The sequence below is a fragment of the Anaerobacillus sp. ABR4_321 genome (assembly GCF_056158505.1).
The window spans coordinates 3,600,515-3,616,359 of sequence record NZ_JBSWTK010000001.1; the positions used below are offsets into that span (position 1 = coordinate 3,600,515).

General features: G+C 35.6%; 17 protein-coding genes and 1 pseudogene. 6 read left to right on the forward strand and 12 right to left on the reverse strand.

What is annotated here, in order from left to right; all coding sequences use genetic code 11:
* The first annotated feature begins 37 nt into the window (after positions 1–37).
* The gene (locus ACXADT_RS18955) at positions 38–289 is read left to right on the forward strand and encodes a helix-turn-helix domain-containing protein (RefSeq protein WP_474832358.1); all 252 of its coding nucleotides are present in this window, start codon (positions 38–40) and stop codon (positions 287–289) included.
* Positions 276–1,145, forward strand: coding sequence for a DUF7687 domain-containing protein (locus ACXADT_RS18960; RefSeq protein WP_474832359.1), 870 nt, complete (start codon positions 276–278; stop codon positions 1,143–1,145). The genes ACXADT_RS18955 and ACXADT_RS18960 overlap by 14 nt, the downstream gene beginning before the upstream one ends.
* 50 nt (positions 1,146–1,195) lie before the next feature.
* Here the strand turns inward: ACXADT_RS18960 and ACXADT_RS18965 are convergent, their stop codons facing one another.
* From ACXADT_RS18965 to ACXADT_RS19010, 10 genes are all read right to left on the reverse strand, one after another.
* On the reverse strand, positions 1,196–2,059 hold the full coding sequence (locus ACXADT_RS18965) for a P63C domain-containing protein (RefSeq protein WP_474832360.1): 864 nt from the start codon (positions 2,057–2,059) through the stop codon (positions 1,196–1,198).
* The gene (locus ACXADT_RS18970; protein WP_474832361.1) at positions 2,052–2,537 is read right to left on the reverse strand and encodes a transposase; all 486 of its coding nucleotides are present in this window, start codon (positions 2,535–2,537) and stop codon (positions 2,052–2,054) included. Before ACXADT_RS18970 ends, ACXADT_RS18965 begins: the two co-directional genes overlap by 8 nt.
* A gap of 730 nt (positions 2,538–3,267) precedes the next feature.
* Positions 3,268–3,558 carry a hypothetical protein gene (locus tag ACXADT_RS18975; protein ID WP_474832362.1) on the reverse strand — a complete coding sequence of 97 codons (291 nt, stop codon included), beginning with the start codon at positions 3,556–3,558 and terminating at the stop codon, positions 3,268–3,270.
* Positions 3,559–5,034: 1,476 nt separating this feature from the next.
* Positions 5,035–5,271 (reverse strand): hypothetical protein, encoded by a 237-nt coding sequence (locus ACXADT_RS18980; RefSeq protein WP_474832363.1) that lies wholly within the window; start codon positions 5,269–5,271, stop codon positions 5,035–5,037.
* A gap of 439 nt (positions 5,272–5,710) precedes the next feature.
* Positions 5,711–5,935: a YolD-like family protein gene (locus ACXADT_RS18985; RefSeq protein WP_474832364.1), complete on the reverse strand. Its 225-nt coding sequence runs from the start codon at positions 5,933–5,935 to the stop codon at positions 5,711–5,713.
* A gap of 338 nt (positions 5,936–6,273) precedes the next feature.
* Positions 6,274–6,573 (reverse strand): hypothetical protein, encoded by a 300-nt coding sequence (locus ACXADT_RS18990; RefSeq protein ID WP_474832365.1) that lies wholly within the window; start codon positions 6,571–6,573, stop codon positions 6,274–6,276.
* Complete coding sequence (locus ACXADT_RS18995) at positions 6,566–7,573, reverse strand: DUF3895 domain-containing protein (protein WP_474832366.1); 1,008 nt, start codon at positions 7,571–7,573, stop codon at positions 6,566–6,568. Before ACXADT_RS18995 ends, ACXADT_RS18990 begins: the two co-directional genes overlap by 8 nt.
* 171 nt (positions 7,574–7,744) lie before the next feature.
* Positions 7,745–8,899: a thermonuclease family protein gene (locus ACXADT_RS19000; RefSeq protein WP_474832367.1), complete on the reverse strand. Its 1,155-nt coding sequence runs from the start codon at positions 8,897–8,899 to the stop codon at positions 7,745–7,747.
* A 12-nt stretch (positions 8,900–8,911) separates the two neighbouring features.
* On the reverse strand, positions 8,912–9,664 hold the full coding sequence (locus ACXADT_RS19005) for an SHOCT domain-containing protein (RefSeq protein WP_474832368.1): 753 nt from the start codon (positions 9,662–9,664) through the stop codon (positions 8,912–8,914).
* A gap of 214 nt (positions 9,665–9,878) precedes the next feature.
* Complete coding sequence (locus ACXADT_RS19010; protein ID WP_474832369.1) at positions 9,879–10,094, reverse strand: hypothetical protein; 216 nt, start codon at positions 10,092–10,094, stop codon at positions 9,879–9,881.
* 487 nt (positions 10,095–10,581) lie between these two features.
* On the opposite strand from ACXADT_RS19010, the gene ACXADT_RS19015 reads away from it, so the two are divergent.
* The 4 genes and pseudogenes from ACXADT_RS19015 to ACXADT_RS19030 all read left to right on the forward strand — a co-directional run bounded on the left by ACXADT_RS19015 (position 10,582) and on the right by ACXADT_RS19030 (position 13,949).
* Positions 10,582–10,713, forward strand: coding sequence for a helix-turn-helix domain-containing protein (locus tag ACXADT_RS19015; RefSeq protein ID WP_474832370.1), 132 nt, complete (start codon positions 10,582–10,584; stop codon positions 10,711–10,713).
* A 294-nt stretch (positions 10,714–11,007) separates the two neighbouring features.
* Positions 11,008–12,096: a hypothetical protein gene (locus ACXADT_RS19020; RefSeq protein WP_474832371.1), complete on the forward strand. Its 1,089-nt coding sequence runs from the start codon at positions 11,008–11,010 to the stop codon at positions 12,094–12,096.
* A 427-nt stretch (positions 12,097–12,523) separates the two neighbouring features.
* Positions 12,524–12,715: a hypothetical protein gene (locus ACXADT_RS19025; RefSeq protein ID WP_474832372.1), complete on the forward strand. Its 192-nt coding sequence runs from the start codon at positions 12,524–12,526 to the stop codon at positions 12,713–12,715.
* Between the two features lie 118 nt (positions 12,716–12,833).
* Positions 12,834–13,949 (forward strand): annotated as a pseudogene (locus ACXADT_RS19030) (IS3 family transposase).
* Positions 13,950–14,144: 195 nt separating this feature from the next.
* Here ACXADT_RS19030 and ACXADT_RS19035 read toward each other — a convergent pair.
* Positions 14,145–14,507 carry a hypothetical protein gene (locus ACXADT_RS19035; RefSeq protein WP_474832373.1) on the reverse strand — a complete coding sequence of 121 codons (363 nt, stop codon included), beginning with the start codon at positions 14,505–14,507 and terminating at the stop codon, positions 14,145–14,147.
* Positions 14,508–14,600: 93 nt separating this feature from the next.
* A complete protein-coding gene (locus ACXADT_RS19040) occupies positions 14,601–15,800 on the reverse strand; it encodes a hypothetical protein (RefSeq protein WP_474832374.1) in 1,200 nt (399 codons plus the stop codon).
* Positions 15,801–15,845 lie beyond the last annotated feature (45 nt).

Consider the following 15,845-nt stretch of genomic DNA (forward strand, 5'->3'; position numbering starts at 1 on the left):
ATAGTCTGTAGACAAAAGGAGAAGTGAATAGTAATTTATGGATAACGAGTCATTTAATTACAAAAAAAGCTTCGGAAAGTCTGTCAAACACTTGAGGAGTATACGAAGAATATCTCAAGAGCACTTATCAGAAAAGACTGGACTTCACAGAACGTACATAAGTGAAATAGAACGTGGAGTTAGAAATGTTTCATTAATAAATATAATTAAGATTTCACAGGGATTAGGTGTAAAATCATCATTCCTTTTATCGACTATGGAAAAGGAGTTCATAAATGCAACCAAATAAGCAATTTTTAGGTAAATCACAGCAATTCTGGGGTTATGTTCGAGTAATATCAGAGAAGATAAAATATTCAAAAGGAGGCATTGTTAAAGAACCTGATGAACATGAAATTTATAAAAAGTTAAAGCAAGTTGACATTAGTATACCACCGAGTTTAATAGACGATATAATCTCTTACTTACAATATAGGGCCAATACTATTAATAATGAAGTCCGTAACAACCTTATGGATCTAAATGAGGCTCGAACTCTTTTTACTCATTTGCACAATATCTACAGAGATAACAATTTCACTTGCAAGCTCCCATACAACAAACAAAAAAATGAAAAATCTGACTTTGCATTCTTTACATGTATTATAAATATATTAACTGAAAATCACCTTAGAAATTTCGCTTCTATGAACAATCTTACCTATGGATTTGATATATGTTTTAATGATGACCCTTCAAACTTAACTTATCTGAAGGACAGCAATAATGAAATCCTAGGCACTCTTTCAAGAAGATTTGATGGAGCTTATCCAAATACAATAAATCCCAAAGCTATCTGGGAGATAAAAGAATATTACTATACTACGACTTTTGGTAGCAGAATAGCTGATGGAGTGTATGAAACCCAACTTGATGGTTTTGAAATTAATGAATTATCGCATCAAGTTGAGGGAGATATAAAGCATGTTTACTTTATTGATGCAAGAGATTGTTGGTGGAAGGATGGAAAATCATATTTGTGTAGGATCATTGACATGCTTCATATCGGCCTCGTTGATGAAGTTATAGTTGGTAAAGAAGTTGTTTCAAGGTGGAGAGATGTTTTAGATGGTATTGTGAAAGATGAACTTTCATTCAATAAATGATTTCAAAAAAGCTTCGTACGAAGCTTTTTTGAATAGGTGTTATAATGTAATTAATAGTCGAATTCGATTTGTTCACTGTCTCCATGAGCTCTATTAAAATGTTGAATAAATGTTTTCCAGTTTGGCGAAATTTTCATAAGAGTAATTACACTTGTCAGTTGCTGTTGTAAATGTCGATTCCCAACATCAATTGTTAATCCCTGATGTAATTTTTTGTTTTTTGGAACTTTCCCTTTCAACTCACTTGCAACGCCTTCTGGTAATTTGTCATAAATAAGTTCCATAGTTAGTTTACCAACATATTGGGGTCTCTTAACACTTGAGGGATCATAATTCCAACCTCGTAAGCGAAACATTTGCTTATAAAATTCGTCAGGAAATTGCTTAGTCCATGGTAATAATTCCTCACTAATGTATGCACTTAATATTTTGTGCAACTCATGACGTTCTCTTTCATATTGATACCCTGTTGCTTCGTCCACTAAAGCTACAATTCCAACCTTGGAAAGACTGCGTACTATTATTTCGCTGGAAAATGCCAAGGACTCTTGTTTTTTAGTTAATTTGTTGTGCTGTCTAGCTGCCAAATACACCTCACATAATAGAGGAATAATCTCAGCTTTAAATCCATTTACCACCCTACCATTTTTAGCATAATAGGATACTTTGTTTTGAAGCATGTCATAAAGCTTTGGAGTAATATAATCTTGCAAATTACTAGCATCCACAAAACCTGGCATCTCAGATTTTATAATCCCTTTAACTTTCCTTTGGCCTCTTACAGGTCTATCAAACGCTTCAAATACTGCCGTGTAACTTATAATTCTGGAGTTATCTTCTAAAACAGCACAATTTAATTCCTTGTCACCAATTGTTAACTTTCCATAATGTGTTGCCTTTAATGGTTTACTCAAATCTATTTCCTCCTAGCAATAAGAATTCAATTCCTTTATTGAGAATTGTATTTTCATTGAATAATTCTTTATCCAATTCACCAATAACATTTGTCTCTATCAATTTTTGAAACTCTAGTTGATTATCATGAATCACTGCATTAATTCTTTGAATAATATAATAACTTGTTTTCACGCTAACTTTAATTTCATTAGCAAGTCTTCGGCAAGAGATATAGCCATCGTACTTTACAATTAAGTACATAGAGAAAAACCATTTTTGCAACTCTACCTTTGTCTTGTGGAAGACTGTCTTGGTGGTTACACTATAGGATGTATTGCATGTATTACAGTGATGCCTATTCTCGCTATACATTGAGGTTTTATAAAAAGAACTACAGTAAGGACAAGATGCATTTCCATTCCAGCGAACCTTCTCCAATAAGTGAATACAATCGGATCTGTTTCCAAAAGATTTATACACATCTGTCATTTCCATTTAAACCCACCTCTTTGAAAACAATTATACATTTTTTTGTTTTTTTTGAAAATACAATCTTCTACCGTTAAGTAATACAAAATTAGAATTTACTCTCCATTAGGACACAGGGACAGGGGCACCGTCCCATCAATGATCAGATAAGCTCTCCCTCTATCCCTCTCATTTAACTCATCTTGTTGCACCTCTATATAGGACACTTCGGAAGGTGAAGTAACATCCACTCGCTCCATTTATTCTACTAAGCATTACTCATCCACGTTCAACTCATGAGGTCCTCTTCTCTGAACACTTATTCATGGAACGCAGCATCAGGAAGTGCAGAAGTTTCAATCACTCTTGATAAAAGTTTCACTAATGTCCACTGCATAGAAAAAAGATCAACCTGTGGCTGATCTTTTCCATACTGCTCTAAGTTGATTTTAAAAATCCAAGACGTTTTGAACTCGTCTTTACGACCTTTAAATCTTCTGTTTCCCCCAAACACCAAGATTGCAAATTCAATAAAGGCATTGCTTTCAGCGAATGGTTATTTATACTTTCTTCATATCATCAATACCAATCACATTAAGAACAACTACATTCACTACGAGGACACAGGTAAGTATCCAATTTTCGCCAGAAACATATAAAAGCTCCATATTTAATTCGCCATATTTTGAATCTAGAAGGTTGATTATGAGTGCTCATTATTCACCTCTGGACGTGATAAATCTAAAGAACTACAAACCTACGATGCTGTAGTTAAACGAGCGCCCAAATGTACCCCGAGTGGAATTGAAGCCCAGGTGATTAAAATAGACAATAACAAATACATCCCACGAGTTTTTCCTCGATAAATAAGCAGACCGACTAGAAATCCAAGCGTCCAGATTAAGAGAATCACAAAAAACTCTGGTGCAACCCACGTTTTATCCGTATAGTTTTCGGCAATCGCCCCACCTGCAAAAAAGGTAGAGATCAGGATTGCCAGCACACCACTAATAATCGAATTGATGATGTAAGTGATGTTTATTTTCATCAAGACCACATCCTTTCTTTCTTCGAATCGAGCTGATTTCCAAAAGATGTTACAACTACATTAACATAAATATCTAATTACAGGGACAAAGGGATAGGTTCATCGTCCCAACAATTATCTAGTATGCTATATGCAATGGATCGAATAATACGTTTCATTTGTAAATAGAATTAACGTTGCTAGCAGGTTAGTAACACTCACCAATACATTCCATCACTTTTAGACTTTTGAGTGGGACAAGCAACCTGTCCCCTTGTCTCAAAATGTATATAATGTTTTATTTTTAATCTCTTGGGAAAATAAGGAATAGGTCGAAGGAGCTAGAGATTAATGTGCATCACCAGATAGCACAATACATACTCTTACTGCCAAAATGCGAGCACAAAATAATTTTCACCAATAACTTTTTCAAAATTTATCATTGTTTGTTTCAATAGTTCATTTAATTGTTTCACATAAATTATTAGGAATTTCAACTGAATACATGGCAGAAACTAATTTAGCATGCTCTTATTGGAGGTCCACCTGCATATTTTTCAAATCGGTCATTTGCGGTTTATCAATACGATTTTGTAAACGGTGCTATAAGATTAATTCCATGCTCCCTGCAAGCTACTGTATTCACACCTGAAATCACAGCTATTTTCAATCTGAAATATTTATTTCAGATTTTTCATCAGGGTGAATTAAGCTGTGAAATGATATGTGATTTGGTGTGTGAAACCTCCTAAAACACTGATTTAACAATAAAATCACACCGGTGAAATAGGACGTGATTTTTAATGTGAATTTATATGCGATTTCGTATAAGTGCACCTTTGAAGTAAACCCGTTAATAACAAATAGAAGGTTTTACTAGTTAGGTATCTCGAAGCCCCTTTGTTTTGGAAAACACCTTGGTATAGTTTATAAATAATATGTAGATGATATAATTAGTGTAAACAGTAACATTTGTTGTATTTAAATTAGACTGCGTCTATCAGGTCCAGTAACACATAAATATTGAACAGTAACAAGATTTGTATTTAAATCCGGCTGTGTATGTTCCATTTGCACTTTGTACAGCTAATTGAACAGTAACATGAGATGTTAAAATAAGCCAAAAGCTCCCTTTTAGGAAGCTTTTGGCTTATTTCAAGTATACTTTTAGCCCAGCGCTGGAGCCACCGCTTTTAGTTTATCAGTTGTGAGATTCACTAAGATGCCGGTCATCACAGTGCATATTGCTTTGTTAACTATGTTTTTATTTGTCATATTAACCACCTCCAGTAGGATTGCTGTCAGTAATAACGTAATTGCAATCATTAAGCCATCAGGAATTGAACCTAACACGCTGGACACTGGGCTATAAGTACAAAGTGTGTAAATTATTTTATCACTAATAAACTGAGGAATAAAGTCCATCAAATTCATATTTATGAAGTTATTTTATAACTCCGTAAATATGAGATAGGTAAGATTAGAGACCACCTGTATTTACTCTTCAACCCACCTGTCTTCATTGATTAAAATGTCTTTTAATCTCCTAAACATTTTAGGATGATAATTTACCGAATTTGAATGATTGTTAACTTCTGTTGGAGCTAGAATTCCATTAGAACCAACCCAAATCTTTTCTTTGTCATTTTTGTCTTGCCAGAAATTCACCACAAAAGTAATAGTCCTATCAGCCCTATGAATTTCTTTCCTCCTAAAAGTTTGTGATTGAGTCAAGTTTAGCACCTCCCAGGATAGGATATTTTTATTCAGACAGAAATTCAGCTATCTATATAAGAATACTACTTTTGTCATTAAATTCCTCTTACCACATTGAAATAAGCTCCTTTACTAAGTATATTTTTCCACTAAATAGTGATAAAGCTTTAATGAAGCTGCTGGCAGAACTTTACGACTTTCTGCTAAGCTATAACATTCAAGAAAGCGTAGTATCTCCTTAGTTTGCTCCTTTTGAGCCATTACATAGTGTTCCCTACACAATATATGCGGAGGTCTTTTATGTTCTAGGTCAGACCAGCTATACAGTTTTCCAACAGCATCTATTTCATTGCCAACAACCTTAAAGCAAAATTGACATGACGCACAAGGATTTCGTATAACTTCTACTTTGCTCAATTTTAATTCCGCCCCCTATCGAACTAATTACATCTACTTACTATTTAATATGTACGATGTTGGACCAGGGTATATAAATAACGTTGTGTTGTCGATCCACTACTCTTATTTCTTTCTTTGGGAAATCAATAAAATGAACGGTACCAATTACTTTATTTAACTGCTCCTTATTATTATTAATTGTGAGATACAGCTCCTCAACTGTCTCCATTGCAGAATATATCCTCGGTAGAATGTTTTGTTCAGGTTTAGTCTTTTGAATCAAACACATCATCCCCTTTCCCCTATTAGTTATGTTCTTTATTATAAGATAACGAACATACGTTCTTTAAACAAGATGTTTATTAGTTTAAAGTTTTTTCAGGATAATAAAAAAGCTACCAAACTGAGTGGTAACTTTTCGTAGAGGTTATTGCATTATTTCATTGCTTTTTTAATCTCTTCCACACGGGCTCTAAAAGCTTTGAGTTTATCATCGATCTTGCGCCTACGCTCATCATTAATTTGTTTTTCTGTGATTTAAAATGAATTACCCTGGACTTATTTGTATGTTCTTCCTTGTTATTCATTTTTCACCTCCAGAAAGTTACTACCCGGTCCCCATTAAAAGAACCGCTTCCCCCTTTGTTCTACCAAAGGTGCACGTGATCCTGTGACGTTATGTACCTTACTAGGAGTTTTGAAGGAGAGACCAGAACCCTGTTGAAGAGGGTTACGAGAGTATCTCATTGAATCACTTTCCATTTTAGGAATCTCATCCATTAAAGTAAGAACATCGCTTTTCATCTTTCTAAGTTTTGTTACAGCTTCAGGGCTTGAGAGCGCTTCTTCTGCATGTAACAAATACTCATAAACAAGATCTAAGGATAAAATTGCATCTTCTCCCGTACCTAACTTAACCATTTGAGTTTACCTTTTTCCTATATATCCTATCTTCTAACCCTACTAGTTCCACTGTCATTTGATCTGAAAGAACATATGAATCTAAGTATCGGCAAACAGAATAATATATTTTAGGCTTTTGCGTAATATACCGCTTATTGGACAAGTTATGATTCTTAATTAGGAGCTCACAAACTATCAGAGCGCTTTCTACACCCGTATCCAAATACCCATCTATGGCATCTTGTATCTCTGTTGGAAGTTGTTCTTCTACACTTGGTTCAATGCGCTTAACAGATTTCTTAACAGGTGCTGCAGCAACCGGTTCTGGTTCAAAAAAATCAAAAGAGGGTTGAGATGGTTTCTCTTTTTTCTCTTCATCGTCTCTGTCCATTGAACCATTTGAATAGTGCATTGGAGACGGAATAGGTGCTTTATTAGTCGGTTCTCTTTCCTCCCTCTTTCTCCTCAACAATATGAATAACCTGTCTTGTTGCCTATCTAACAATGGGAGATTTAACTCGAGCATCTCACTAATATCTTTTGGTAGTTCAATGTCCGATGGAATATCGTATTTAGCATCTCGACCATTACTAACCTTTGTTAGAATTTCGTCTAGCTCGTAATCAATCTTATTAAATCCTCGAACAACATCCTTCACAATTTTTGAGGGTAGTCCAGTATGTTCCTCAAAATGTGTGATACCAAAACGTTTTGTTTCATTCGTACCTAAATGTCTGACGATGTATTGATACCTCAATGGTCGGCCACACTCGCACTTATGGTCTTCAGATACAACCCCCGCATCAATATAGTCATCTAAGATCCAGTCATCCATAAGCATTTCAATTTCTTCATCAGTTGCACCCGGCGGTATATTCCTCCCCTTACTCCCTGCAAGAACATTAGCAAAAGCAGTCTTTCTACCGCGCTTCAAATATTGAGTTAGATATGTACGTTGCTCTTCATTAAGTTGGTTAAGCAATTGATCACGCTGCGTAATCGTAAGAGTATCCCCCATGATATATCCTCCACTTAGATTGTCTTATCCTTATTTTACTCATCTTTTTGGCAGATTCCTAGAAATTATTGTAATTTATTTACTTCTATTATTAAAACGAGCTAGCTATAGCTCTACGCTATCGCTAACTCATTTAAGGGTCAGATTATTATGAGCTCATTTAGTTTCTACTTACCGTTCACAAGCCCATCCATCTTTGTCTCGATCATGCTTAGATGCATACGCGGGATGGTCTGAAGCTACACCATTAGGATATACCTTTCGTAATTCAGTACAGTTTTTAAATGATTCCTGCTTAGGTGCTGTACTTGGCGGACTTGTTGTATTTTCATTTGAACTGCTAGAGGATGAAGACGGTTTGGTTGTTGTAACAGTCTTCTTTTCTTCTTTCGGGTCTAAATCACCTTTTGTCGTACCATTCTCTCCATACGCCCATAGACCTTTATCTTCTTCACGAGCTTCACGTCCGAATTTAACAAAGTGCTCGCTATATTTTACATCCGGCTGGTAGGTAGAAGGTTCTGCATAACCATTTAAAACAAGGTTGGCATTGAACATTTTGGAGCGGATCTCTTCCTCATTCATATCATCTTCGGGAATATCCATCCAGATGATCCTAAGATAACGACCGTACCGATCGGTATCAGACACATCCTTTTGTATCCATACTTGCTTACCTTCAAGTTGCTCAGAAGTATAATTGCTTGCTTCTTTTCCATATTCTTCTTGTCTGCTGGTGGATTCAGGAGTGTTTACGCCGATTAAGCGAATCTTCCGACCATCTTCTAATTCAACGGTATCACCATCTACAGCTCTTGATATGGTGACAGCTTCAAGGTTGAACTGATTCACCATTTCTTGTTTCTTTGCTTCTTCCTCTGCTTTAGCTTTTTCTTCAGCCTCTTTTTTTGCTTTCTCTTCAGCTAGTTTTTTTTCTTCTTCAGCTTTAGCTTTTTCCTCGGCCTCTTTTTTCGCTTTTTCTTCGGCTAGTTTCTTTGCCTCTTCTTCTGCTTTTGCTTCTTCTTCAGCTTCCTCTTTGGCTTTATTTTCGGCCTCTTCACTGTCTACTTCGGTCTGTTGGACAACCTTTGCTGCTTCCTCAACGGGCTGTGGAGTGACCGCTGACATTATGACAGTAAATATAATCCCAATTGCAATAAACCAACCTGGTTTTGAGAAGGTCATCATTCCTTTTCTCTTCTGAGCACTTTGATATAACCCAAAAACAAGTATCAACAATCCTAGCCATGCCCAGGGAGATAAAAGAGTAAAAAACAATGTGAAAAGTATTGCTAAAACAGCTAAAAACCAACGAATGAATTTCATACATTCACCTCATTATCCTAAAATTTTTTCCTTTTCAGCACGGAACTCTTCGTCAGTTAAAATGCCCTTCTCCTTCAATTCAGCAATTCGTTCAAGTTGTTCGTACCTATCCGATGTTTCTTCGGTTTTAGGAGTTTTTCGTTTTGTAGTCTTCGTTACAGGCTTTTGTCTAAACTCAGTGATTTTTCCGTTGATTACAGCTAAAAACGACTTAAAGTTATCATCATCAATAATGTCATCAAACTTTTTTCTACCTGATCCATAATCTATATAAAGCTCTTTAGATGCAAATCCATCTCTCGCAAGGGTAATACCCTTCATCTTTGAGTAGTCGAACTCTTCAATATACTGGTTACTACCTTTAACAAATGCAAAGATCATCTTCTCTTCAGCTGCTATGAGTACACCTTTTATCTCACGCTTTTTCGTCTTGTCATATTCAGCTTGAAGAACACCTAAGACTTCTTCATCTGCACGTAGCAAGTGATGATCGACGTATTGGAAAGCCTCTTTGTATACAGAGTAGGTTACCTTTTTCCCCATACCTGGTGCAGGACCAAAGAACCGTTCGACTGCTTTTAATTCCTCAGATTTTCTTCTTTCCTTCTCAATTCGCTTTTCTTCTCGCTTCCTTTCTTGCTCTTCCTGATAACGTTGCGCTGCTTCAGCATTTCGTTTCTTTTTCTCTTCCTGTTCTTTCTCTCTTCTGGCTCTTTCCTCTGTAGTCAATTCAGTTCTGCCAATCACCTTTTTCCAAAAACTCATCCAACCTTCCTCCTTTTTTACTCTTATAAACTATTTGACGAACCTCCTAAAAAAGAAATGCTTGGAAAAAGTTATAAAATACAAATTATATCCTTATTTTACCACATAATAGGTCTTACAAAGATAGATAATCAGTAAAAGTGTCTCCCTTTTCAGGTCTTAAAAATATAAAAAACCAATGATGGCAACACATCTACCATCATTGGTTCCACTGCTAATATTTAAAATCTAGACTCCACTCAACTAATGACTTTGGTGCATTTGGAATGCTTCGTAGGCAGAACCTATTATTCTTACTGGCACTGTTGCTTGTCTGATAGTTCCATTCGCAGACGATGCCAAATGAACTTTTATCATAGTAAGTCTGAAAGATTTCTCTATAAAACTTAGCATCGATGATGATCTTTTCTTTTCCATTCTTATGCATCATCGACACATCAGTCCGCATTCCAGGTAGTAGAGATATGTTCCCATTAAGCTCCCATTACAATGTTTCGGATTGAACATGATATTGATCTTACTCAATATGATAGAACCGTAGCAAGAACTCTTCGAAGATTAGATTTAGATCACTATCATTCAACCTTGCTGTAAACAAAGACCATTCACCACTTTTAGTAAGAGAGAAGTTGTAGCTCGTATAACATCCTAGCAAGGTGATCAATAACATTTCTCATATATATTGCCCAATATTTACTTTGATATTAATAAACTAGTAGTTTCTTTCAAAACCCTTACAGTTTTTTAAATAGTTTGCATTTGAAATTCTAAATAAATAACTACTAAGACTTTCATCACAATAAATTTCAGGTGGATATACAAACAAATAACAGCCCCTCTTTCAAAGGTATAGTGTATTCATTTCTAGAATTTAAAACTAAAGAAAAGGAGGGGATAATGTTGCATACCAAGTAGGGATGGAACTAAGGAAGATAAGGAAGCAAAAAGGTATAGACATAAAAGAGCTAGCAAATAGACTAAAGGTTCCATCAGGATATCTAAGTAAATTAGAGAATGGCAAAACAGAAAAGATTCATTCACCATTTTAAATAAAATGATCCAGGAGATAGGCTATACTCCATTTTTAATTCTATTGAGCTGGAAAAGGAACTGAATTTACATCTTCAAAAAATTAAACACAAAATAGCTGCTGTCTCAAAGGCTGACCTGAACGCTTAAGATTGTTCTTGAGGATCATGGAAAACTCAATATAATTACTAGATGGTGAGGCATGAACCCTTTTCAATAAATTATTCCTAAAACAAATTTCATTTAAATCAATGTTTTATTAATTTCACACACTTGGTTATATTAATTATTTTTGAAAAGAAAGGAACGATAGTATGGAAAATTTATTGTATTTCCCATATATATCAATTCAAAAGTCACCATGGCTATGTAAAACGCTATTGTATTCAGATACAATCCACACCATAACTCCTATTGAATATCTTGATTTTCCGAATAAGTTTGAAGAACATATGCAATTGTTGATTAGAGAAGGCTTAGTAAAGCAGTTTTCTCCTTCTGCATACATCCACCATATAAGCAATTTTGAAGGGAATTTTATTAAACTTATTAGACGTAATTATCTAAGTAATTCAAATGATCAAAACACAAGAATACCTATTGATGATTATAGCTACACAAAAATACATTTAGAAAAAATGAACTATCGTTTAGGAAGCTTTTTGAGAGAAGAGGGATTAGCATATAGAGGCAATGGAAAATGGTTATTAGTTAGACAGGATATTGCTAGAGATTTTATGAATTATTTAGCAATATTAATTGGTAATAACAGTGAGCTAACACCTGCGACTGATTCTATGAATTATATAAGCCCTATATATAATGAAGTCAGAACACCATTCAGTTCAGAAAATACATCAAATGAAGATAATATACAAAAAAGTGCTATTCGCACTCATATCCTTGAAGGGGTATTTTCTATCCCCCTAGATATTACTTCTGACACTCATAAAATTATCGACTTTAAACAAAAAAACAATGAATTACTATTAAATTTTCGAAGATTAATCGAGAAAACTGTATCTGACACTTACTGTTTCTCTGAGGAAAAACAGAGGTTAAGGATAGATGATTCATTAAAAGAGATAAACGAAGAAAAAATTTTAATAAGAGAAAAAATGAGTAGGTATTGGTCGGTGGGTGACTTCGGTTCACTAATATGGTTGACTCCAACAGCTAGCCTTCTCTCGAATACGAATATAGAAGACAGTTTATTAACAACATTAGCTTATTCTACCACTATTGCCAAAGGTGGATTTGATGTCTTGAAAAGAGGCTTAGACAATAGAAAAAGTTTAAATAATAATCCCCTTGCATATGTAATAAAAGCCGAAAAGCATTTTGGAGTATTAAACAATGGTACGAATCAACAAGCTAAACATAAGGTTATTGAGCATATATAGAATAAATGTGAATTTCAAGCATAGATTCGCAAAACAAAAAACTCAGATTAATTGTTATACAAAAGGGCACCACTAACTCCATTAGGTGGTTGCCCTTTAATAAATTCATATTCATTTAATAAACTTATATGTACTACATTAACAGATAGTGTGATATCGATAAGTATTAGACTTTATCAGAACTTTTAAGATAGATACTATTATATTTGAAAATAAAATTAATAGTAAGTACTAGAGGACCACTGGACCAGGTACACCGTCCCAACAATGATCTAATAAACCAAAGAGCAAGGTTAGTAACTTTTCATCGCTTTTGAATCTTTGGATGGGACGATGAACCTGTCCCTCTTCATTTATATTCAATTATGAAACTATGAAAATCCGCAAAATAAATGGTATAATATTCTAAAAGTGAGGTGAATGTAAAATGACAAAATACAAAATTGAATATTCTTCAATTGAGACTGACTCGGAACCTGGGCAAAACTATGGAGTTACTAGTAACAGTTACAAAGAAATTGAGGCTAACAGTGAGGAAGAAGCTAAAAAAATATTTAATGAAAAATATGGAATCGTAGGCACAGCAGAAAATAGGATTGAAAAAGTTACTGAAGTTTAATAACTTACATAAAAATCATTATAAGATAGGGAGCATTTTAGAGTGACCTAATAATCTGAGACTTAATAAAACACCTTCAAAGTTGTAAATACTACTTACACTTGGAGGTGTTTTTCTTATGGGTAAAAAAAGAGTCCATTATCCTGAAGAGGTAAAAAAGAAAGTTGTTCAACTAAAGTTAGAGGGCAAACACTCGGATCAAGAATGTTTCTCAAATTAAAACGTGGGTCAAATGGTTTCGAAACGGGGAAAGCCATCGGTTCGCTCAACCCTTAGGTAAACAGTATGCTTACGGTAAAGGACCAGAAGATGAGAGCGAGATTATGAATTTGAAGAAGAAAATTGCTTACTATGAGATGCGAGAAGAACTATTGGGAAAGTACCAGGAAGTATTCATCCAAACCGTCGAAGGGCTAAAGCACAAATATACAGTCAAGATGATCTGTGACTGTTTTGGTGTTGCGAAAGCCACTTATTACCGTTGGCGGGGAAAGTCATGGGGACCATCTGACTTAGAAAAAAAGATCATAACCATGTGTAAGGATCTAAAATTTAGAGTGGGTCACCGGATGGTCCGAGACCTTTTACGTAAGGAAGATCACACTTTGGTAAACCGAAACACGGGGTTCAAAAAATCAGGCAGAAATACCAGGTTCAATGTCGCGTAAAACCAAAGAGGCAGAATTATATAGCTGGGGAAAGTAAGGTGATCGTACCGAATTATTTAGAGCGTGACTTTCACGCTTCTAAGCCTAATGAAAAGTGGGTGACAGATATTACCTACCTTCCATATGGGGAGAAAATGTTATATTTATCAACGATTATGGACCTCTATAATAACGAGATCGTTGCTTATACCATTAGTGATAAACAAGATAAAGAAATTGTATTAGAGACATTGAGAGAAGCTTGTAGAGGGCGAGACGTCTATGAATTGATCCTTCACAGTGATCAAGGTGCGCAATATACGTCATACGACTATTAGGAAGAAGCCAAAAAAAGAGGCATTATCACAAGCATGTCCCGCCGGGGAAACTGCTTTGATAATGCCGTCATTGAATCCTTCCACTCCTCGTTAAAGTCGGAAGAATTCAGCCCTCATAGCCGAGGAAAAATAGATAGCCATACAGTACGAGAAAAAGTGGACACGTACATGTATTACTATAATTATAGTCGACCTTTCACAAAACTAAACTGCCATACTCCTGTTGAATTCAGGACTATGGCAGCCTAGGTGTTTTATTTAGTCTTACTTAAGTGTGTCACTCCATTTCGCTCCTTGTTTTTTATATCATAGTATATTCCACAATTCTTATAATGCAATTACACTTGTTTTCAAGTAGTTACCCTATAAAGGTTAAAGGAAGGATTTGGCTAAACTTTTTGAAGTGAACCAGCTATCACCGCTCCACTTCTTTCACCTCGTCTATTACTTTCTATGCCTCTTCATCCTCGGATTTTCGTAAGCTATTTTAATTAATTCTTTTAACTGGTTCACTTCATGAATATTTGCAAATGGGATATTGATTTGATTGATATACTGTGCCCGCTCTGGCTCATCAAACTGTACACCTAACTCCTCTCTTCTCCTCAAAAGGTTATCTCTCACTTGGTGGGGAAAGTGAAGCAGTAAGGCGTTAGAATTACTCGGTGTAATGGTAACAAATTTTATAAAGCCTTTCTTAGCAATTGAAATACATGACCTAAGGGACACCACTTCTATAACTTCATAGTTCTCTTCTATTTGATAGTAGATCTTTTCGGCCAACCTTCGGTGATAATCATCTTTCATCAGAGGGATATATCTTTTACGGTTTTATATTCCATACATACACTCACTCCCACTCACACTTTGGTAGTCTAACATCATTAGGAACCAATCACCCTAGTTGTCGAGTCCCTTCCCCACCAACCAATCATAAGCCCGTCCAGCAACATAACTCTCAAACTCATCACTCACATTATCTGTACAATGCTTAAAGATTTCAGTTATGTCCTTCCAATAAAGCACTCCGAGTCCTTTGAGTTTTTGGAGACTCCTATTACGATATTGAAAATGCTCTAAGAATTGTTCCCTATCCTGAACAATCTCTTCGTAGTATTGGTTAACTGTCCTCACACCTTTAGGGGACTGCTTCTCACCAAATACTAACAACGAAAAGTAAAAGTCCTTTTTTCCTGCATAGTTCGATCCCACATTGATGTTGCGCAGTACCTGATTCCGTTCTCTATTGTGAGTCGTTCCGGTCGATATATCTGATTTGTATTTCGCTTCAATCACCCACACAAATGCGTCACTCTCAATCACGATATCAACTTCAGTTGCTCCCTCGGTTTTATGTAGTGCAGCTGGTGGTTTAATAGATTGCCAGAGTTTCATTTCAAGCTTTTCTGGAACCTGATGAAAGGTTTGCTTTGTTGTGCCGTCTTCTGGTATACGTTTTATTCCTTTTGAAATCAATTGAGGAAACCAGTGCTCGGGATAAATTTGTTGAAGAGATTTGAACACATTCCATGTGATGGCGTCTTCACTATTTTCGCTACTGAGATGTTTAGTTTTCATGCTTCTCATGGCTTGAAGTGTTGGATGGTATTTATCGATGATCAGGTTGTCTCGAAAGTCGTGGAACTCGAATACGCCATTTTTTGAATGGGTGCCTTTCGTTGAGCGTATTTCAGCATTGTTTTTGAGGTAGTGGTAGTCAAAATATTGGTGAGAAGGTGTATTTTGTATTAATCTTGGTTTGTGCTGCAGGACTTCTTCTCGCTCTAATAACCAGAACATGTAGTGCTTATCTGGCTTTTCAAACCCAAATCCCGCTTTACGAGCATTAATGTATGATAGAATCCTTTTTCTTGAGTTGTGATCTAAATGACTTAGCTTTTCTTCAAGGTTATCATTCGTTGGGTGAAGAACTACTTGACCATACACATTGTACAATTCATTCATATAACCGCCTTTTTCTCTAAAGGCTACATAAGGAGTGTCGCGGTAGGGGCGAGCGTGGGGATAGGCATGGATACTGTGCTCACGTAAGATGTTAATCGTTCCACTCGCCGGGATTGTTAAGACATCTTGATTCATGAGATCACGTTCCCATTCTGTATAAATTTGTTGATTTTATTTTAC